The organism is Agrobacterium sp. 5Ca39 (genome assembly GCF_055382365.1).
This window is the reverse complement of sequence record NZ_AP026436.1, coordinates 2084405-2104995: the sequence shown is the minus strand read 5'-3', so window position 1 is coordinate 2104995 and position 20591 is coordinate 2084405. Positions and strand designations below refer to the sequence as shown.

19 protein-coding genes and 1 tRNA gene are annotated in these 20591 nt (G+C 59.7%); 6 read left to right on the top strand and 14 right to left on the bottom strand.

Annotated elements, in window-relative coordinates:
• Positions 1-160: 160 nt before the first annotated feature.
• Both ACZ47E_RS10505 and pdxY read right to left on the bottom strand, forming a co-directional pair.
• Positions 161-802: a carbonic anhydrase gene (locus tag ACZ47E_RS10505; RefSeq protein WP_022556845.1), complete on the bottom strand. Its 642-nt coding sequence runs from the start codon at positions 800-802 to the stop codon at positions 161-163.
• A gap of 174 nt (positions 803-976) precedes the next feature.
• The gene (gene pdxY, locus ACZ47E_RS10500) at positions 977-1852 is read right to left on the bottom strand and encodes a pyridoxal kinase PdxY (RefSeq protein WP_048902853.1); all 876 of its coding nucleotides are present in this window, start codon (positions 1850-1852) and stop codon (positions 977-979) included.
• A gap of 264 nt (positions 1853-2116) precedes the next feature.
• On the opposite strand from pdxY, the gene ACZ47E_RS10495 reads away from it, so the two are divergent.
• Positions 2117-3577 (top strand): phospholipase D-like domain-containing protein, encoded by a 1461-nt coding sequence (locus tag ACZ47E_RS10495; RefSeq protein ID WP_004443474.1) that lies wholly within the window; start codon positions 2117-2119, stop codon positions 3575-3577.
• A gap of 13 nt (positions 3578-3590) precedes the next feature.
• The gene (locus ACZ47E_RS10490) at positions 3591-4436 is read left to right on the top strand and encodes an endonuclease/exonuclease/phosphatase family protein (protein ID WP_004443473.1); all 846 of its coding nucleotides are present in this window, start codon (positions 3591-3593) and stop codon (positions 4434-4436) included.
• Positions 4437-4488: 52 nt separating this feature from the next.
• Here the strand turns inward: ACZ47E_RS10490 and ACZ47E_RS10485 are convergent, their stop codons facing one another.
• The 4 genes from ACZ47E_RS10485 to ACZ47E_RS10470 form a co-directional block, all read right to left on the bottom strand.
• A complete protein-coding gene (locus ACZ47E_RS10485; RefSeq protein WP_004443472.1) occupies positions 4489-4692 on the bottom strand; it encodes a hypothetical protein in 204 nt (67 codons plus the stop codon).
• Between the two features lie 287 nt (positions 4693-4979).
• The gene (locus ACZ47E_RS10480; protein WP_004443471.1) at positions 4980-8174 is read right to left on the bottom strand and encodes an efflux RND transporter permease subunit; all 3195 of its coding nucleotides are present in this window, start codon (positions 8172-8174) and stop codon (positions 4980-4982) included.
• A 133-nt stretch (positions 8175-8307) separates the two neighbouring features.
• Positions 8308-9498, bottom strand: coding sequence for an efflux RND transporter periplasmic adaptor subunit (locus ACZ47E_RS10475; protein ID WP_004443470.1), 1191 nt, complete (start codon positions 9496-9498; stop codon positions 8308-8310).
• 115 nt (positions 9499-9613) lie between these two features.
• Complete coding sequence (locus tag ACZ47E_RS10470; protein ID WP_004443469.1) at positions 9614-10423, bottom strand: alpha/beta hydrolase fold domain-containing protein; 810 nt, start codon at positions 10421-10423, stop codon at positions 9614-9616.
• A 135-nt stretch (positions 10424-10558) separates the two neighbouring features.
• Here ACZ47E_RS10470 and ACZ47E_RS10465 point away from each other — a divergent pair, with 135 nt between their 5' ends.
• Entirely contained in the window at positions 10559-11458 is a 900-nt protein-coding gene (locus tag ACZ47E_RS10465) for a LysR family transcriptional regulator (protein ID WP_004443468.1), read from the top strand.
• Positions 11459-11461: 3 nt separating this feature from the next.
• Here ACZ47E_RS10465 and ACZ47E_RS10460 read toward each other — a convergent pair whose 3' ends face one another.
• Positions 11462-12361 (bottom strand): LysR family transcriptional regulator, encoded by a 900-nt coding sequence (locus tag ACZ47E_RS10460; RefSeq protein ID WP_278067000.1) that lies wholly within the window; start codon positions 12359-12361, stop codon positions 11462-11464.
• A 163-nt stretch (positions 12362-12524) separates the two neighbouring features.
• Between ACZ47E_RS10460 and ACZ47E_RS10455 the strand changes: the two genes are divergently transcribed.
• Both ACZ47E_RS10455 and ACZ47E_RS10450 read left to right on the top strand, forming a co-directional pair.
• The gene (locus tag ACZ47E_RS10455) at positions 12525-13706 is read left to right on the top strand and encodes an MFS transporter (protein WP_004443466.1); all 1182 of its coding nucleotides are present in this window, start codon (positions 12525-12527) and stop codon (positions 13704-13706) included.
• Between the two features lie 61 nt (positions 13707-13767).
• Positions 13768-14601, top strand: a complete 834-nt coding sequence (locus ACZ47E_RS10450) for an aldo/keto reductase (protein ID WP_278066999.1) — start codon at positions 13768-13770, stop codon at positions 14599-14601.
• 116 nt (positions 14602-14717) lie between these two features.
• Here ACZ47E_RS10450 and ACZ47E_RS10445 read toward each other — a convergent pair.
• Positions 14718-14792, bottom strand: a tRNA-Gly gene (locus tag ACZ47E_RS10445).
• A gap of 368 nt (positions 14793-15160) precedes the next feature.
• Here ACZ47E_RS10445 and ACZ47E_RS10440 point away from each other — a divergent pair.
• Positions 15161-15382: a hypothetical protein gene (locus tag ACZ47E_RS10440; RefSeq protein WP_004443464.1), complete on the top strand. Its 222-nt coding sequence runs from the start codon at positions 15161-15163 to the stop codon at positions 15380-15382.
• Between the two features lie 66 nt (positions 15383-15448).
• Here ACZ47E_RS10440 and dps read toward each other — a convergent pair whose 3' ends face one another.
• The 6 genes from dps to ACZ47E_RS10410 form a co-directional block, all read right to left on the bottom strand.
• Positions 15449-15937 carry a DNA starvation/stationary phase protection protein Dps gene (dps, locus tag ACZ47E_RS10435; protein ID WP_004443462.1) on the bottom strand — a complete coding sequence of 163 codons (489 nt, stop codon included), beginning with the start codon at positions 15935-15937 and terminating at the stop codon, positions 15449-15451.
• Between the two features lie 122 nt (positions 15938-16059).
• Positions 16060-16818: an iron ABC transporter ATP-binding protein gene (locus tag ACZ47E_RS10430; RefSeq protein ID WP_278066998.1), complete on the bottom strand. Its 759-nt coding sequence runs from the start codon at positions 16816-16818 to the stop codon at positions 16060-16062.
• On the bottom strand, positions 16815-17783 hold the full coding sequence (locus ACZ47E_RS10425; protein WP_278066997.1) for an iron chelate uptake ABC transporter family permease subunit: 969 nt from the start codon (positions 17781-17783) through the stop codon (positions 16815-16817). Before ACZ47E_RS10425 ends, ACZ47E_RS10430 begins: the two co-directional genes overlap by 4 nt.
• On the bottom strand, positions 17776-18741 hold the full coding sequence (locus ACZ47E_RS10420) for an ABC transporter permease (protein ID WP_278066996.1): 966 nt from the start codon (positions 18739-18741) through the stop codon (positions 17776-17778). Before ACZ47E_RS10420 ends, ACZ47E_RS10425 begins: the two co-directional genes overlap by 8 nt.
• Positions 18742-18934: 193 nt before the next feature.
• Positions 18935-19873 (bottom strand): siderophore ABC transporter substrate-binding protein, encoded by a 939-nt coding sequence (locus ACZ47E_RS10415; protein ID WP_004443455.1) that lies wholly within the window; start codon positions 19871-19873, stop codon positions 18935-18937.
• A gap of 335 nt (positions 19874-20208) precedes the next feature.
• Complete coding sequence (locus ACZ47E_RS10410) at positions 20209-20469, bottom strand: hypothetical protein (protein ID WP_004443453.1); 261 nt, start codon at positions 20467-20469, stop codon at positions 20209-20211.
• Positions 20470-20591: the final 122 nt, after the last annotated feature.

Here is a 20591-nt window from a genome sequence, read left to right as displayed (position 1 = left end):
GAATTCCCACTTCCGTCATGCCGGACTTGATCCGGCATCCAGTCACGGCGCGTCCGCGCCGTGAAAGAGTCTTTGGCGATCAAGGATTTGATCGCGCTGGACCCCGAATCTAGTCCGGGGTGACGAGCGTTGAGTTTGGCCGGTAGCTATTACCTGCCAATCACAGATCCGGGCGGCGGAAGTCGCCGGTCTTGCTGTCCATCACCCACAATTCGCCGGTCGAAATATCGAACCATGCGCCGTGCAGCTTCACCTTGCCGGCGGTTTCCTGTGCCTTGACGAAGGGGAAGCCGCGCAGATTGGCGATGGAGTTGCGGATGGAGACTCGTTCCAGCGCCGTCTGCCGCTCAGAGGCGGTCATGACGTCGTTGCTCTGGATTTGCGAGGCGGCCGACTTGACCATGTTCATCCATTTGCCAATGAAATCACCGGGCGACAGCGGCTCCAGATTGGGATCGAGCGCTGCCTGAATGCCGCCGCAGCGACCGTGGCCCATGACGACGATATCCTTCACCTTCAGCACCTGAACCGCATATTCGATCGCCGCCGAGGTGGCGTGATATTGCCCGTCCGGCTCGAAGGGCGGCACCATGTTGGCAACGTTGCGGACGACAAAAAGCTCTCCCGGGCCGCAGTCGAAAATGGTTTCCGGCGCGGAGCGGGAGTCACAACAGGCAATGAACAGGGTCTGCGGTTTCTGTCCGGTATCGGCCAGAACGCGGTATCTTTCGCGCTCGTCGGCATAACGACCGCTCATGAAGTTCTTATAGCCGTTGAGAAGGTTTTCCGGAAAATCTTTCATCTATCGCAGTACCGTTGTGGTTGGACCGAGATCAAGGAAAGAACTCGGTGCGTTGAAGACCAATCCTTTGGAGCATTTTCGCTTTTCTTCGAGCCGTGAAACCGCTCCAACTCCTTGCTTGTCGCATTTCCGGACGAAGACCGAGGGCCACGTTTCACGGAAATGCTCTAGCCGCTATTTGCGCTTGCTGCGCGAAGGATGCAAGAGATGACGCATCTGCACCATGGCCATGGGTGTGGAGAGGCTTGAAGAATCCGTCTCCAGCGTCAGTTCGTTCATGTCGCGTTTTTTTGTGCGGGCCAGAATTTCGAACACGCTGGCGGTTGCGAGCTGCAGCGCCTTTTCGTCATCCAGACCTTCCAGCAGGCGGGCAAGAAACAGCGCCGACATCAGGTCGCCGAGGCCGTTAGGCGCATTTTCAATGGCGCGATGTTCGGCGAGCAGCGCGTGGCGGCCGCTGAGGTAAAGGTTGCCGGTGCCGCCCGTCATCATCGGCACCGCCGAGGTGACAAGCATTTTTGGCGGGCCGAGGGAAAGCGCTGCATCCATGATGGCGCTGTTGGTCTCAAGCGCGGCGCCGCTCATCCAGGCGAGTTCATATCGGTTGGGCGTGGCGACCGTGGCAAGCGGAATGAGGTGATCGCGGATGGCTTCGGCGGTCTCAAGGGGAATATAAAGCCCGCCCAGATCACCCATGACAGGATCGCAGGCGTAAATCAGCGCCGGGTTCTTTTCCTTGAGATTTCGGATCAGCCTTGCGACGGCACGCACCTGCGAGGCGCTGCCGAAATAACCGGTCAGAACCGCCTTGACCTCGCCGATCCATTTGGCGTTTTCGAGGTCGGTCATCGCCTTGTCGAAGTCTTCGTCCTGAAAGCGCATGCGGGTGGATGGTCCGTGGCCGGGATGCCAGGGCATGACGATGGTGGGCACTGCCCAAACCGGAAAACCGAGTGTCTCCAGCGCGAAGACTGCCGCGCGGTTGCCAACGGAGCCCCGCATGACATGGCTGGAAATGACGATGACGGCGCCTTGGGTATTGTCCTGCATCACGGCCTTCTTGCGTTCAAACGCGGCAGAAAGCCCACCAATGCTGCCCCCGCCCAAAGATCAAGATGCGCTCTCATGACATATCGCAAGACCAGTTTCCACCGTTAATCCCGCAAGGGTCTGTCCCGCAAAAGCATGGCGGTCGTTTTGCCGCCGTCAGGGAACGCCTCTCGTTGCGGGATCGCTGCACCGATTTCTCGTTAAGGCGGCGGCTTTCGGAAAACCGCGTTACACTTTTCCGCCTGATGCCCTATAGTTGTATTCATGCTCGCTCTCATCATCGCCTATTGGCCGCATATTCTTGCCGTTCTCTCCGTTTTGATGGGAACCGTGGCGGCCGTGCACGCCACCATGACGAAGGAAGAAGTTCGCTCGGCACTGGGCTGGGTCGGCGTCATCGTGCTGTCGCCCATCGTCGGTGCGGTCATCTATGCCATTGCCGGCATCAACCGCATCCGCCGGTCCAACATCACCCAGCAGCGGTCCTTCATGCAGGACGAGATCATGGACCGCGTGGCCCGTTTCGACGCTGGCGGTGAGCTGGTGGCCGAGCGGTTCGGCCGCCGTTTCGCGGCGATGAAGGTACTGGGTGACCGGGTGACCCGCCATGCACTGACGACTGGCAACAGCATCGAACCCATCGCCACGGGTGACGCCGCCTATGCGGCGATGCTGGAAGCGATCGAGCAGGCGAAACGGTCGATCATCCTCGAAACATATATTTTCGATAATGACCGGATCGGCGCCCGCTTCGTTTCCGCCCTCCAGCGGGCAAAACAGCGCGGCGTGGAGGTGAGGGTGCTCATCGATGCCGTGGGCGCGCGTTATTCGGTTCCGAGCATCCTGCCGACGCTGCGGGAGAGGGGCATCGTCGCCAACGTCTTCAACGGCAACGTCATCATGGGGCTGCGGCTGCCCTACGCCAATCTGCGCACCCACCGCAAGATTCTCGTGGTGGACGGGCGTGTCGCCTTTAGTGGCGGCATGAACATACGCGAGGGCTTTACCGAGGAATTCGGCCAGGGAAGACAATCGCACGACACACATTTCAAGATCAGCGGACCGGTGGTAGCGGATTTTTTCTCCATTGCGGCGGAAGACTGGCGTTTCACGACAAAGGAACTTCTGGACACGCCGGTCTGGGATATCGCCATTCCCGAAGGCGTGCCGGGCTCGCAGATCGTTGCCCGCGTTTGCTCCTCCGGGCCGGACAAAAGCATCGAGACCAATCACAAGATGCTGACCGGCGCTTTTTCCATCGCAAGGTCGTCGATTCTCATCATGTCGCCCTATTTTCTCCCGGATCGGGAGCTTATTTCGGCGCTGATTACGGCGGCGCGACGCGGCGTCGTCGTTGATATCGTCGTGCCGAAAAGCAATAATCTGGTGCTTGTCGACAGGGCGATGACGGCGCAGTTCGATCAGATGTTGCGCAACTATTGCCGGATATGGAGGGCGACGGGAGCGTTCAATCATTCGAAGATGCTGGTGATCGACGGACGGTGGAGTTACATCGGTTCGTCCAATCTCGATCCCCGCTCTTTGCGTCTGAATTTCGAGATCGATCTGGAGGTTATGGACGAAGCATTCGGACAGGCCATCACGCAGACGATCTCGACGGCGCGCGACGCCGCAATACCTGTAAGACTGAGCGAACTGAAAGCGCGTCCGTTCGTTGTTCGTTTTGTGGAACGGGTACTGTGGCTGGCCTCGCCCTATCTTTGAGCGGAGATGACGTGTGAAAAAAGACGGCGTGCTGGAAAACGAAAAAGCGGTACTGGCGCGGAATACCAGTCTGCCGGCCTTTGTGATGGACTCGCTGCGCAATCACCGTCAGCGGCAGAATGCCAAGCCTGCGGAAAAGGCGCATGATTTTCCCGTTATCGCCTCCTATAACGTGCATAAATGCGTGGGCCGGGACCGCAAGTTCGATCCTGATCGCACCAGTCGCGTGATTCAGGAAATCGGGGCGGATATCATTGCGCTGCAAGAGGCCGACAGCCGCTTCGGCGAACGCACCGGCCTGCTCGATCTCGCCCGGCTGGAAAGGGAAAGCGGCCTTGTCCCCGTGCCTGTACAGGTCGGGGTGAAGGCGCATGGGTGGCATGGCAATGTCGTCCTGTTCAAGGAGGGCGCGGTCAAGGAGGTTCATACCCTGAAGCTGCCCGGACTGGAGCCGCGTGGCGCGCTCGTTGTCGAACTGGATCTGAAGCGCGGCGGCACCCTGCGGGTCATTGCCGCTCACTTCGGGCTGCTGCGGCATTCCCGTGCCCAGCAGGCGAAGGCTCTGATCGGCCTTCTTGAAGCGAGGGATGAATGCCCGACCATTCTCATGGGAGACCTGAATGAATGGCGCCTCGGCAATGGTTCATCACTCAATACGTTTCGCGATGCTTTCGGCGCTCTGCCGCCAGCCGTACCCAGTTTTCCGTCCAACCTGCCGGTGCTGGCTCTGGACCGGATCATCGCCAATCGTGAAGGGCTGATCGAGCAGGTCGAAGCGCATGACAGCGCACTGGCGCGTATCGCTTCGGATCATCTGCCGCTGAAAGCCGCGGTGCGGACCGACCTGCTTCCGGCCTGATCCTGCAGCGGCGTGCCCAGGAAAGCTGCCGCAACAATCTCAGGAGGTCGGCTTAAACCCGTTGCGCCGCTGTCACGTGGCTGCGTGAGCGCGCTTCCAGCAAGGATGTGCGAATGGCTTCCATCAACCGCTCACGATTGTTTCTGGTCTTGCCTCTATCGAGATTTTGCGCGGAAAGCGCGAGATCAAGACCCTCATGCATCACTATCGAATAGGCAACGGTCGTCGCCCAGTTCTCGTAATCCTGCTCCATCATGTCGCCCCTGAACTAAATCATTTAGTCCGAATCACCCTGTTCTTGGAAAATAACACAAAATACAAAGCATAAAATATCATTGTTTCTTCCTCTGCGCGCAGTCACCAACATCTATATTGACTTTTGCCAATTGTGGTGCGGCCGGAACGCGGCCTGTATTACCGTTAAGCACTTGAAACTGATTCAATTTCAGAAGAGGCGCATACACATCTTTCCATATGAAACGCCGCGCATCTCGGGATGCGCGGCGGGCTTGCGTCGAAGGTTGCGGTGGATAGGTGTCGGTCTCAGCCGGCCTTTTCGAGCTTGTAGTCCGAATTGGCCGGTTCTTCCTGCTTGTGCTGGATGAGCGGACGGTTGCCCGCCAGCTTGCGCACCAGCACATAGAAGACCGGAGTCATGAAGATGCCGAAGAACGTCACGCCGATCATGCCGGAGAAGACCGCGACACCCATGGCGGCGCGCATTTCCGCACCGGCACCTGTCGAGACGACCAGCGGCACCACGCCCATGATGAAGGCGAGCGAGGTCATCAGGATCGGGCGCAGGCGAAGCCGGCTTGCCTCGATGGCCGCCTGAAGCGGCGTTCGTCCCTCGAATTCCAGTTCCCGGGCGAATTCCACGATCAGGATCGCGTTTTTCGCTGAGAGACCGACAAGGACGACAAGGCCGATCTGCGTAAAGATGTTGTTATCCCCTCCCGTCAGCCAGACGCCCGTGAGGGCTGCGAGCACGCCGAGCGGGACGATCAGGATGATCGCGATCGGCAGGGTCAGGCTTTCATATTGCGCAGCGAGCACGAGATAGACGAGCAGCAGCGCCAGCGGGAAAACCACGATGCTGGAATTGCCGGCGAGAATCTGCTGATAGGTCAGATCCGTCCATTCGTAATCGACGCCCGCGGGCAGGGTTTCGGCGAGGATCTTTTCGATCGCGGCCTGTGCCTGACCCGAGGAGAAGCCCGGTGCCGGTCCGCCGTTGATATCGGCCGCAAGGAAGCCGTTATAACGGTTGGTGCGCTCCGGTCCGGTCGTCGCATTCACCTTCAGGAGCGTCGACAGCGGGATCATCTGACCCGTTGCCGAGCGAACCTTCAGGCGGCCAATATCTTCGGCGTGGGCGCGGAACTGTGAATCCGCCTGCACACGGACGCTGTATGTGCGACCGAAGGCGTTGAAGTCATTGACATAGAGCGAGCCGAGATAGATCTGCAGCGTCTGGAAGACGTCGCTGACGGAGACGCCCAGCTGTTCCGCCTTGGCGCGGTCGAGATCGGCGAAGAGCTGCGGCACGTTGATCTGGTAGCTGGAGAAAATGCCTGCCAGCTCCGGCGTCTGATATGCCTTGGCGATAACGGCTTTCGCCGCTTCGTCCAGCGTCTGGTAGCCGTAACCGGCGCGGTCTTCGATCTGCAGCTTGAAGCCGCCTGTCTGGCCGAGACCGTTGACCGGCGGCGGCGGGAACATGGCGATGAAGGCGTCCTGAATGCCGGCATATTTCTGGTTCAGCTGCATGGCGATGGCGCCACCTGACAGTTCCGGTGTCTTGCGTTTTTCGAAGTCGTCGAGAACCGCAAAAACGATCCCGGAATTGGAACCGATGGTGAAGCCGTTGATCGACAGGCCGGGGAAGGCGATGGCGTGGCTGACACCGGGCGTTTCCATGGCGATCTCGCTCATCCGCTTGATCACGCTTTCGGTACGGTCGAGCGTTGCGCCATCAGGAAGCTGCGCGAAACCGATGAGGTACTGCTTGTCCTGCGCCGGCACGAAGCCGCTCGGAACTGTCGTAAACATGCCATAGGTGGCGGCCACCAGCGCCATGTAGACGATCATGACGAGGCTCTTGCGCGTCACCAGCCCGCCGACGGTCTTGCCGTAGCCGTTCGAGGCCGCGCCGAAGGCACGGTTGAAGCCGCGGAAGAACCAGCCGAGGATATTGTCCATGAAGCGGGTGAGCCAGTCCTTCGGTGCGCCATGTTCCTTCAGCAGCAGGGCCGCAAGTGCGGGTGACAGCGTCAGCGAGTTGATGGCCGAAATGACGGTGGAGATGGCAATCGTCAGCGCGAACTGCCGGTAGAACTGGCCGGACAGGCCGGAGATGAAGGCGAGCGGCACGAAGACGGCGACCAGTACCAGCGCAATGGCGATGATCGGACCGGAGACTTCGCGCATCGCCTTATAGGTGGCGTCACGCGGTGAGAGCCCGTTTTCGATATTTCGCTCGACGTTTTCGACGACCACGATCGCGTCATCCACCACGATGCCGATGGCGAGCACAAGGCCGAACAGCGTCAACGCGTTGATGGAGAAGCCGAAGGCATACATGACCGCGAAGGTGCCGATGATCGAGACCGGAACGGCGATCAGCGGAATGATCGAGGCGCGCCACGTCTGCAGGAAGAGGATGACGACAAGCACCACGAGGCCAACGGCCTCGAGGAGTGTATCGACAACCTTCTCGATGGAGGAGCGCACGAATTTCGTCGTATCGTAGACGATCTCGTATTTCACGCCATCGGGCATCGCCAATTGCAGATTATCCATGGTCGCGCGGACATTGTCGGCGATTTCGATGGCGTTGGAGCCGGGGGCCTGAAGGACCGCAACAGCCACGGCCGGCTCACCATCGAGCAGAGAACGCAGCGTGTAATCGGCTGCTCCGAGTTCGATGCGTGCGACATCGCGCAGGCGGGTGATTTCGCCGTTTGCGCCGCTCTTGACGATGATGTTGCCGAATTCTTCCGGCGTCGTCAGACGGCCCTGGGCATTGACGTTGAGCTGCAGGTCGACACCGTTCGGGCTTGGTGAAGCACCGATGACGCCGGCCGCGGCCTGCACGTTCTGCTGGCGGATGGCGTCGGAGACGTCGCTGGCGGCGAGATCATGCTCGGCCACCTTCTGCGGATCGAGCCAGACGCGCATGGAATAGTCACCCGCGCCGAAGACCTGCACCTGACCCACGCCTTCGATGCGGGCGAGACGGTCCTTGACGTTCAGCGTCGCATAATTGCGCAGATAGGTGATGTCATAGGCGTCGGTCTTGGAGACAAGGTTGACGACCATGATGAAGTCGGGCGAGCTCTTGACCGTGGTGATGCCGAGCGCGCGCACTTCCGCCGGCAGGCGCGGTTCGGCCTGCGAGACGCGGTTCTGCACAAGCTGCTGGGCCTTATCAGGATCGGTGCCGAGCTTGAAGGTGACGGTGAGCGTCAGCACGCCGTCCGACGTCGCCTGGCTGCCCATGTAGAGCATGTCCTCGACACCGTTGATCTGTTCTTCGAGCGGTGTCGCGACGGTTTCAGCGATAACGGTCGGGTTCGCACCGGGATAGGTGGCGCGCACGACGACGGATGGCGGAACGACTTCGGGATATTCCGAAATCGGCAGGGCGCGCATGCCAAGAAGGCCTGCCACCACAATCAGGATCGACAAGACGCCGGCGAATACCGGCCGGTCGACAAAAAATCTGGAAATATTCATATCCAGTCCCTCTCCGGGTATATTTTGGAATGCGAAGGCCGCTCCGGCGGCAATTCTGCCGCCGGTGAAGGCCGGTTCTGTCTGAATGCGCGTCTCGCGAAAGCGCGGGACGCTTACTGATCAAAGAGATGGATTACTGCGAGGCAGCAACCTTATCTTCCGCCTGAGGTGCGATGGTTGCGCCGGGACGGATGCGCTGCAGGCCATTGACGACGATCGTATCACCGGCAGCAAGGCCGCTTTCGATGATGCGCTGGCCATCGGCCGGCGCGCCCGGCTTGATCTGGCGGTAGCTCACCTTGTTTTCGGCATCGACCACGAAGACGAAGCGCTTGTCCTGATCCGTGCCGATGGCGCGATCGCTGATGACGATGCGGTTTTCCGGCTTCGGTTCGCCCATGCGCACCCGCACGAACTGGCCGGGGATCAACCTGCCATCGGGATTGTCGAAGACGGCGCGCACACCGATGGTGCCGCTTGCCGAATCCACCTGATTGTCGATCAGGTGCAGCGTACCCTTGATCGGCGTGCCTTCATCCGAAAGCGTGCCGATTTCCACCGGGATCTGTTCGAGAGCCGGCAGGGCGCCATCGGTCTTCGGCAGCTCGGCAAGAGCCTTGGCCACCACGCCTTCGCTGGCGTTGAAGCTCGCATAGATCGGGTTGACCGACACGAGGGTCGTCAGTGCCGGCGAGGTGGAACCGGCGGCGACGAGGTTGCCGGCGGTGATTTCGATGCGGCCGACGCGGCCTGAAACAGGTGCGCGGATTTCGGTGTAACCGAGATCGAGTTGCGCCGTGGTGAGTGCTGCGCGGGCGGCGCGAAGCTGGGCTTCGGCATCCGCAAACGAGCTCTGGCGCTGGTCGAGATCGCTCTGCGAGATGGTGCGGTTGTCGGAAAGCCGGCGGCCACGGTCGAGTTCCGTTTTCGCAAGGCTGACCTTGGCTTCGGCGGACGCAACCTGTCCTTCAGCGCCGGCAACGGCGGCCTGATAGGGGGCCGGATCGATGGTGAAGAGGGGATCGCCTTCCTTCACCAGCGCGCCTTCGCGAAAATGCACAGCCTTGATCTGGCCGGCGACGCGGGAGCGGATCTGCACCCGGTCAACGGCTTCCAGACGGCCGGAAAATTCCTCCCAGCGCATCACGTCGCGGCTTTCAACCTTGGCAACGGTGACAGGGATCGCTGGTGTTTCAGCAGGCGTGGAAGCGGCCGTTGCATCGCGACTGGTGGGGAGGTCGAAAAACAGTGCTGCTGCTGCAACGGACATGGCAAGCCCGATACCGGCGCCCGTCAGGGCCCGGCGCTTTGTGTTCAGCGTCATGGGTATCTCCTTCGCCCCCGATCGGGAGCAGGTCGTTCATCTATTTTACTTCGTCGCATGATCCGGACGTAAAACCGCTACGCACTTTTACTGGACATGCTCAAAATGAGAAATTTCAGTGGTTTAACTGGTCAACGAAAGTCTTGAACTCCGAACAGACGGATGAGACCCATCCGCCGCCCTCTCCTTGATAAAGCCCCGTCCAGCCGACGCCGGCAGGGAAAACATGCTGCCTAACGCTAACGCCTGAGGCGATGAGGCGGTCTCCGTAATTGACCGTTTCGTCGCGCAGAGGGTCGTCCTCGGCGGTAAAGATCAGCGCCGGAGCCACCCGGTTCAGCCGCGTGCACTGGCAGGGTGCGGCATAGGGGTGAAAAAACCCGCACGCCTTGGCAAGGTAATGGCTCCAGCCATCCGCCCAGCGCTGGCGCATGCCGATCCTGTCCGCGTCGCGGAAGGATTCCGTCGTCATCATCGGATCGATCATGGGCGACAGAAGTATCTGACCGGCAAGTTTGCCCGGCATGCGGTCACGGGCCTTCAAGGCAAGCCCCGCCGCCACATTGCCGCCTGCCTCTTCGCCGGCCACGAACAGCAGCGATTTCGCGCCGCCATAATGCTTGCGATCCCGGCTCAGGCGATCGAGCGCTTCGTAAGCGCAGTCGATAACCATCGGAAACTCGTTGCCGGACGGCCTGCTGTAATCGGCCTCCACGACGACGGCGCCGCTTTCTGCAAGCGCGCGCGCGACCGGAAGTTCCGGGCAATTGCCGCCCGGCTCCAGGCCGGGTTCCAGAAACGAACCGCCGCGCAGATAAAGCACGACGGGCGGTTGGCTGCACAGGCTCGAACCTTCATATCGGCGCACGGAAAGCTGGGACGCGAAGCCCCCACAGCTTTTGATATTCTCCCAGTGCGCGTTCATCTGATCCGGTCCCGTTGCACCACCTTGAGCAGTGCATCACATTTGCAAAATCTGAAATTCATATTATTGTTCGGGGAAAAACGATCAAGTATGCCAAAATGAAAACACTATTCCAAAAATACGGATAATCTCATCATGGATCAGCTCTCCGCCATGCGGGTTTTTACGCGTGTCGTGGAAACCGGCAATTTCAGCCGCGCCGCGACAGCGCTGAACATGCCGAAAACCACGGTCACCAATATGGTCCAGGCGCTCGAGGCGCATTTGCAGACCACGCTTCTCAACCGCACGACGCGGCGAGTGATGCTGACAACGGACGGCGCTCTCTATTATGAGCGTGCATCGCAGATTTTATCGGAAATAGAAGAACTTGACGGCAGCATGTCCAGCGCGCAGGTGCAGCCATCCGGCCGGTTGCGCGTGGAGATGGCCGGTGTCTTTGCGGACCTTGTGGTTATCCCACATCTTTGCGAATTTTACCAGCGCTATCCGCAAATCCGTCTCGATCTCGGTGTCGGCGACCGTCTGGTCGATTATATCGCGGAAAATGTCGACTGTGCACTGCGTGTCGGCGTGTTGCGAGACCAGTCGCTGATTGCCCGAAAAGTAGGCGAACTCCGGTTCGAAACATTTGCGTCGCCGTCCTATATCGAAAATTTTGGCATGCCGCGAGAACCGGAGGACCTGGAGAAGGATCATCTGTCGGTGGGTTACCTCAACGCCACCACCGGGCAGATCATGCCGGCCTCCTTCGACAATGGCATACGCAGCGTCGAGCTGACGCCCAACTACGTCGTTTCCGTCAATGACAGCCGCACCTACTTGAATGCGGCGCTCGCCGGCATGGGCATCGTGCAGCTGCCGATCTTCATGGTGCGCGACGCCCTTTCGCGCGGAGAGCTGGTGCCGGTGCTTTCCGAATGGCGACGGGAGGCGATGCCGATCTATGTCGTCTATCCCCAGACCCGGCACGTGACCAACAAGGTCCGCGTTTTTGTCGACTGGCTTGCGAAGCTGGTACATGGGCTGGTGTGATAATCAGCGCCCGACCCTTGCGGCAAGGAAATCTATGAAGGCGCGCACGCGGGCTGCGAGATGCTCGTGGCCGGCATAAACCGCGTGGATCACCTCCATGTCCTCGGCGCTATAGTCTTCCAGTACGGGAACGAGCAGGCCAGCCCTGATATCGGGTTCGACGTGGAATTCACCGACCCGACCGAGCCCAAGCCCCGAGAGGCAAAGCCTGCGCATGGCCATGCCGCTATTGACGGAGGCATTGCCCGTGACTGGCAGGCGATAGACATCGGCAGAACCGGGGTCGCGGAACGGCCATTCATTGAGACTGCGACTGAAATTGAAGCTCAGGCAATTGTGCCGCGCCAGATCCTGCGGCGTTTCCGGCATGCCGTATTGTTCGATATAGGTGGGGGAGGCGACGATAACGCGGCGTACTTCCTTCAGCTTTCTTGCCTTCAGCGATGAATCGCCCATGGCGCCGGAGCGTATGGCAATGTCCGTGCGTTCCTCGATCAGGCTGATGACACCGTCAGTCAGCGAAATATCCAGCTCGATTTCCGGATAAAGCGACAGGAATTCCGGTGCAAGCGGCAGGAGATAACGTTCGCCGAAGCCCAGCGTCGCGTTGACCCGTAGCAGCCCGCGCGGCACCACCTTGCCGCCGCTCGCCACGATCTGCTCGGTCTCGGCTATGTCGGCGAGAATGCGTCGGGCCCGCGCCAGATAGACCTCGCCCTCCGGCGTAAGCGTTACGAGCCGGGTGGAGCGGGTCAGCAACCTGGTGCCGAGACGGTCTTCGATACGTGTGACAAGTTTGCTGACGGCCGAGGGCGAAAGCTTCAGCCTGCGCCCGGCGGCTGAAAAGCTGCCGAGTTCCGCCGCCGCCACGAAGACTTCCATCTCTCCGGCCCTGTTATCCATCGCGCATCACCTATGAAATCAATTCAAAGGTATTTATCCGGCTTTGCCGATTATCATGCAAGTCCCCTTCGCCCATATTGCGCTCATACAATTTGATCCAACCGGGCAGCCCCAAGCTGTCCAGAAGGCCCGCGATCCAGCTGCGGGCGAAGAGGTATCCGTCATGCCATTGGCCATATTTGCCCTGACGATCGCGGCCTATGCGATCGGAACAACGGAATTCGTCATTGTCGGTCTGCTGCCGACTGTCGCGAACGATCTCCATATCACCCTGCCGCTCGCCGGTCTCATCGTCAGTGTCTATGCACTGGGTGTGACCTTTGGTGCGCCGATCCTGACCGCATTGACCGGCAAGATAGAGAGGAAGCCGCTGCTGCTCGGCCTGATGGCCCTGTTCATCGTCGGTAACAGTCTTGCAGCCCTCTCACCCAATTATGAGATGCTGCTGGTCGCCCGCGTCATTGCCGCTTTCGCCCATGGCGTCTTTTTCTCGGTCGGCTCCACCATCGCGGCCGATCTCGTGCCGGAAAACCGTCGCGCCTCGGCCATTGCCATGATGTTCATGGGCCTTACGGTCGCCATCGTCACCGGTGTTCCGCTCGGCACCTATATCGGCCAGGTCTTCGGCTGGCGCGCCACCTTCTGGGCCGTTGCTGCCCTTGGTGTCATTGCCTTCCTCGGCATTGCAGCGCTTCTCCCGAACACACTCAAGAAGGCGCCGCCGGCAAGCCTGCTCGATCAGGTCCGTGTTCTCGGCTCCGGCCGCCTGCTCATCGTCTTCGCCATGACCGCGCTTGGTTACGGCGGCACCTTCGTCGCCTTCACCTTCCTTGCGCCAATCCTGCAGGATGTGACCGGATTTTCGGAAAAGAGCGTCAGCCTGATCCTCGTGCTTTACGGTATCGCCATCGCGGCCGGCAACATCGGTGGCGGCCGGATCGCCAACCATAATCCGGCCAGGGCCCTCATTGGCCTCTTCCTGGCGCAGGCCATCGTGCTGCTCGTCTTTTCCTTCACCGCGGTTTCGCCGGTGCTGACGCTCATCACGCTTGCCGCGCTTGGTTTCCTCTCCTTCGCCAATGTTCCCGGCCTGCAGCTTTATGTGGTGCAGCTTGCCAAGGAGCATCGTCCCGGCGCCGTCGATGTCGCTTCGGCGCTCAACATCGCCGCCTTCAATCTCGGCATCGCCATCGGCGCGTGGCTCGGCGGTCTGGTGGTGGAATCACCGTTGGGCCTGGGTGCCACACCCTGGGTCGGCGCCATCCTCGTCGCGGTTGCCCTGCTTCTGACCATCTGGAGCAGCGCGCTCGACCGCCGCGCCGCGCTGACACTGAAGACTGCCTGAGTTTTTCATGAAATACCCGACCGCTCCCAAGTCGGCCGGGCCACCTCAAAGGAGAAAATATATGTTTGATGTCACTGCAAACGGCGTGTCAATCCCGGCGCTTGGTTTCGGCACGTTTCGCATTCCCGGCCCCGATGTGCTGCGTATCGTTCCCCATGCGCTGAAGGCCGGGTTCCGCCATATCGATACCGCCCAGATCTATGGCAATGAAGCCGAGGTCGGTGAAGCCATTGCTGCTTCGGGCGTTGCGCGCGGCGAAGTGTTTCTCACCACCAAGGTCTGGGTCGAGAACTACAGGCACGATGCCTTCCTCGCCTCTGTCGATGATAGCCTGAAAAAGCTGAAGACCGACCATGTGGACCTGCTGCTGCTGCACTGGCCGAACGAGGCGGTTTCGCTTGCCGAGCAGATCGGCGCGCTGAACGCGGTGAGGCAGGCCGGCAAGGTGCGCCATATCGGCGTTTCCAACTTCAGCACGGCGCTGATGGCCGAAGCGGTGAAGCTGTCCTATGCCCCGATCGTGACCAACCAGATCGAATACCACCCCTACATCGATCAGGATGTGGTTATCGCCGCCGCCAAAGCTGCGGGCATGTTGGTGACGGGTTATTACGGCATGGCCGATGGTAAAGTGTTTGACGATCCGGTGCTGAAGGAGATTGCCGCGGGCCGTGGCAAGTCGGTAGCACAGGTGGTTCTGCGCTGGCTCGTGCAGCAGCAGGGCGTCGTCGCCCTGTCGAAAACGGTGAGTGAGGCCCGGGTCGAGGAAAATCTCGCCATCTTCGACTTCGAGCTTTCGGCAGATGAAATGGCGGCAATCCGTGCGCTTGCAAGACCGGACGGCCGCATCGTTTCGCCGGAAGGGCTTGCGCCCGTCTGGGACGAGGCCGCCTGACGACGAGGGCCGGGGAGAGAACTCTCTTCCCGGTTTCTTTGCGCGAGAAATTTTCGCGTATGGCGATGCGCCTCGCATCGGGCATGCCAGAGATTTATCGGCCTGTTCTGGAAATTTGGAGCGGGCGAAGGGATTTGAACCCTCGACCCCAACCTTGGCAAGGTTGTGCTCTACCCCTGAGCTACACCCGCTCAAATCCACCGGTCCGGGGTAGTATGCTGAACCGTGGGCCGCCGAAGCGGCGACGGGTGCTATATCGCTCAATCGTTTTTGGAATGCAACAGTTTCTTTTGCGGTTTCGGTGGAAATCCGCCCGCCTGCGAATTTATCTGCCCTTCCGGGAAGCGGCGGGCTCGGACGCCATGGATAGTTGAGCGAAGATATTGTTTCATCTGGTTTTTATTGCCGTCTCACAATGGAGCGCCCAGATGCGGTGCCAGGAAATAATCTATTTACATTTGGTTAAAATCTGATTCGACAAGTGATTCGTTCGGGTGTACAAATTTCCTGTCCACGAAAAAAAGAAACGATACTTGGCATATCATCAGGAGGATGAGCCTTGTCGTATGCAGCTTTTGAACGGGTTGGCGCACAATTGTCGCCGGAGCAGATCACCGATCTGCAGAATATTTTCGATGGCGTATGTTTCGAGTGCCTTCAAGATCGCAGCAGCCACGTTGCCAACGAGTGCGCGGCGGTTCTTATCCGCAGCGCCCAGCGCGGCATTCTCGACCATGAGATGTTGCGGGACATCGGGCTTGCCGTTTTGCGGCGGCACTGATGCTTGAGAAGAAAAAAAGCGCCCGGATATCCGGGCGCTTTGTTTTTGAAGTGGGCGGATTTCCGCTCAGCTCTTTTCCTGCACATGCGCTTCGAGGAACCAGAGCGCCTTGTCGAGATCGCGCGAGGCGGCGGTGAAGATGTCGGCCGTCGTGGGGTCGCCCGCTTCATCGGAATCGTCGATGGCCTTGCGGATCATGTTGGCCACATCGCCATAACGTTCGATCAGGGCGTCCAAATGGTCATGGATCTTGTAGATGTCGGTCGGATAGGCCTTGAGCTTGGTTGTCGAGGAGACCGATTGCAGGCTGCCGAGCGCCGTGCCGCCAAGCTGGACCACACGTTCGGCAATCGTGTCGCCATGATTGTCGAGCTGGGTGCGGAACGTATCGAGAAGTTCATGCACGGCGATGAATTGCGGGCCTTTCAGGTTCCAGTGCGCCTGTTTGGTGATGAGCGCAAGGTCGATCACCGAAGCCAGCGATTCGTTTAGAATGCCGATAACGGTCGACTTGGCGTTTGAAGGCAGGTCGTTCTTCGTCTTGTGCGTCTTCATCGATGTCTCCTGAAGTTGCGGACGGAATGCCGCTTTGGAAAAGTCCGTCGATTAACGTCCGGGCCTGTGGCCCTGTTCCATGTTAGGCGACGGGACAGCAAAAATCCTGCACAATCATCATGTCATTCGTAAAACAGGCAGATGCGCCGGCCGTCTATCTCACTGACGCTGATCGGCATGTCATAGATTTCCTTGAGAATATCGGGGCGGATGATCTCTTCCGCAGGACCCTGATGACAGATGCGGCCCTCGCGCATGGCGATGATGGTGTCGGAATACCAGGAGGCGAAGTTGATGTCGTGCAGAACCAGAACCACGGTCTTCTTCAGCTCGTCGGCCGCCTTGCGCATGATTTTCATCATGCTGGAGGCGTGTTTCATGTCGAGGTTGTTGAGCGGCTCGTCAAGCAGCACATAATCCGTATCCTGGCACAGCACCATGGCCACGAAGGCGCGCTGGCGCTGGCCGCCGGACAGTTCGTCCAGAAACCGGTCGGCCAGATTTTCAAGGTGCAGATATTCAAGCGCCCGGTCGATATGGGCCTTGTCCTCGATGGTGGGGCGGCCCTTGGAGTAGGGGTAGCGGCCGAAGCCGACAAGGTCGCGCACGGTCAGGCGCGAGGAGATGTGATTGTCCTGCCGCAGGATGGAGAGCCGCTTCGCCAGCGTATCGGAGGGGGTTTTCGTGACATCCAGCCCGTCGATCGTGACGGTTCCCGTATCCATGGACATCAGCCTTGCGACGATGGACAGGAGCGTGGATTTACCCGCGCCGTTCGGCCCGATGATGGAGGTGACGCCGCCTGCCGGGATGGAAACCGAGACGCCGTCGATGACGACGCTGTCACCATAGGATTTGCTGATCTGACTGGCGATGATCATCGCGCACCTCGTTTCAGAATGAGACCGATAAAGACGATGCCGCCCAGAAATTCGATGATGATGGAGAGCGCCGTATCGAAGGCGAAAACCCGCTCCAGCACCACCTGACCGCCGACGAGACAGATCACGGCGATGAGGATCGCCGCCGGCAGCACATAGGCGTGTTTGCCGTTGCCGGTGAGATAATGGGCGAGGGCCGCGACCAGCAGGCCGAAGAACATGACCGGGCCGACGAGTGCAGTGGAGACGGCGACAAGTACGGAGACCAGCACGAGGATGACGGTCACGGTGTGCTTGTATTCGACCCCGAGGCTGATGGCCGTCGCGCGGCCGAGCGAGAGCACGTCGAGCGTGTGCATCAGGCGCAGCCCGATAATGGTCACCACGCCGATGATGATGGCGGAAACAGTGAGCAGCGTCGGATCGATGGAATTGAAACTGGCGAAAAGCACATCCTGCAGCACCGTGTATTCGTTCGGATCGAGGACCCGCTGCATGAAGCCCGAGAGGCTGCGGAAAAACACGCCGAAGACGATACCGACCAGGACGAGGAGATGCAGGCTGCGTTCCGCTCCGACAAAAAGCCAGCGATAGAGCAGGGCGGAAAAGGCGACGAGCAGCCCGGTTTCCACCAGAAATTTCAGTTGAGGATCGATCATCACGACTGTTGCCGAGCCGAAGACGAAAATCAGCCCGGTCTGCAACAGCACGTAGAGTGAATCGAAACCCATGACCGAAGGGGTGAGGATACGGTTGTTGGTGACCGTCTGGAACAGCACGGTGGAAACGGCGATGGCGTAGGCCACCAGCAAAAGCGACAGGAGCTTGATGCCGCGAAACGGCAGCACGAAATTCCAGCTTCCCCTGGCGCCGAGCGTCATGAAGGCGGTCATGGAAATGAGCGCCAGTGCGGCAAGCACAAGCAGAACGATTTTTGCGCGCCTGTCAGGGTTTCTCTCACGCATGGTTGCGTTTCCGCAGCAGGATATAGAGGAACAGCGCGCTGCCGATGACGCCGACCACGGTTCCAATGGGTATTTCGTAAGGCGCGCGCACCGTCCGGCCGATGATGTCGCAGGAGAGCACAAATACCGCGCCGAGCGTCGCCACCCACGGCACCGAGCGGCGCATATTGTCGCCGATCATCAGGCTCACGACATTCGGCACGATGAGGCCCAGGAAGGGGATCATGCCCACCGTCACCACCACGACAGCGCTGACCAGCGAAACGATGGTGAGGCCGAGCGCCATTACCCGGCGATAATTGAGGCCGAGATTGGTGGTGAAGTCGCGGCCCATGCCCGCCACGGTGAAGCGGTCGGCGGCGAGATAGGCGGCGATGGCGAAGAGAAAACCGATCCACAGCAACTCATAACGGCCGCGCAGTACGCCGGAAAAATCCCCCGTCATCCATGCCCCGAGCGATTGCAGCAGATCGAAGCGATAGGCGAAGAAGGTGGTGACGGCGGAAATGACGCCGCCAAGCATGATGCCGATCAGCGGCACCAGCAGCACGTCGCGCAGCGGCACCTGCCGCAGGATGCGCAGGAACAGCGCGGTGCCGGCGAGGGCAAAAGCTGCTGCCACCAGCATCTTGCCGAAGATCGGTGTATCCGGTGCCAAAAGGGTGACGGCGAGCAGGCCGAGGCCGGCGGATTCCGTCGTGCCTGCCGTGGAAGGTTCCACGAAGCGGTTTCGCACCAGCATCTGCATGATGAGGCCGGCAATCGCCATCGAGCTTCCCGCAAGCATCAGCGCGAGCGTGCGCGGAATACGGCTGACGAGCAGCACCCGCAGCGCGTCTGCACTCGTGTCGGGTGCGAAAAGCGTTGCGAGCGAAACGTTGCTTACGCCGACGAACAGGCTGGTGATGGCGAGCACCAGGGCTAGCAACAGGACAAGGATGAGAGACAGGGATTTCACGTTGGCGGTTTTTCGTAAATGGTAAAAGCTCCCCGTAACCTGGCAGGCTGCCGAAACAGGTGTCCGACCTCTCCTTGGTCATCTTCTGGCTTGACCCGAGGATCCACAACCTGACGCGCGATGGATCCTCGGGTCAAGGCCGAGGATGACGTCGAGTATGGAGCAGCCTTCAGAAGCGCATGCCTAGAGGCTTTTACGATTTCTTGTCGGAGACAGCCTTGTAGACCTGATCGAGCAGGGTGGTGAGCGCCGTATAACCGCTGCTGACGATATAGGCCGCCTGCGGGTCGAGGTAAACGATCTGCTTTTTCTTCCAGGCGTTGGTCTGGTGGACCAGTTCGTTATCCAGCACCTGCGCGGCCGCCTTGCCGGGATCGGTGGCGCGGCCGATGCCGGCATCGCGGTCGATCACGAACAGCCATTCGGGGTTGACCTCGGCCAGATATTCGAAGGAGACGACGTCGCCGCGGTCGAAGCGGTCGTCGATGTCGGCTGCGACCGGCTTGAAGCCGATTTCGGTGTGCAGCCAGCCGGTGCGCGAGCCTGGGCCATAAACGCCGACCTTGCCGGCATTGGTGACGAGGATCATCGCCGTTCCGGAATTGGGGGCGATCTCTTTCAGCTTCGCCACCTTTTCATCGATGGCGGCATCGAGCTTCTTGGCTTCTTCCTGCTTGCCGAAGATATCGCCAAGCTTGGCGATGTTGGCTTTCACGCTGCCGATGAATTCCTTGGAATCCACCGACATGTCGATGGCCGGTGTGATCTTGGCAACATCCGGATATTTTGCCCGCGAACGGCCGCCAACGATGACGAGATCGGCCTCTGCCGCATTGATCGCCTCGTAATCGGGCTCAAACAGCGTGCCGACCTTCAGATATTTCCCGTCGGCATATTTCTGCAGATAGGTCGGCAGGTTGGAGCCGACGACGCCCGTCGGTTCGACGCCAAGTGCATCGAGATTGTCGAGCGAGGGAACATCAAGAACCAGAACCTTTTTCGGCGCGGCTTTCAGCACGGTCTCGCCCTGGGCGTGCTTGATCGTCATTTCCTCGGCGCTTGCGGTCATCGCGCCAAGACTGAAGGCCGCTGCCGCCAGCAGCCGAACGGGGAAGGTGAAGTTGATGGCCACGAATATGTCCCTTGCGAATGGTTCCGGACCGGCGGAAAGCTTTCCGTCCGGTTAACTTGATGTCCGTTATCAGCTTTATTGGCAAGGCGGGCGGAAATCAAAATTATGTTTTAGAATGGTTCTGAATTGCCGTGAGCGGGAAATGCGGGGGCAGATGAAACATCTGCTCGAACCTCTTCCCCGTCATGCTCGGGCTTGACCCGAGTATCCCACTGCGTTGGTGGTGATCGGATCAAGTCCGAGGTGACGTTGAGGGGAAGGAAAGGCCGGCGTCACTTTGGTCGGTGCCTTTTACCCGTCTGTTTTACCCATCACGACCAACGTGACAGCCGCTGTCAATCCGGTGGCCAGTCGCCGACGATTTCGCGCCTCTCCAGTTTCAACGATCGGTCCGGCTGCACCCGGTAAGTCTCGATCGCCAGCCTTCCGTCGCCCATCACGAATTCGTTGCTGAGCGTACTGCCGACGGGGGACTTTGTCAGTTTGGTACGGGGCTGCCCGCCATAGGTGATACTGCCGGGAATGGGTTCCACATCGGGGGCGGCGGTAGTGCAACCGGTTAAAGCAAGGATGGTCAGGATTGCAAGGCTGCGCATGACAGGGTTCCTCAGAGGGTTTCATAAAATCTATGCCGCCCCCAACCTCGCCGCAATCCATAACGTTCCACAAAAAAAGCCCCGTATCCGGAGATACGGGGCCAGTTGCCTTGGGAGGTTCT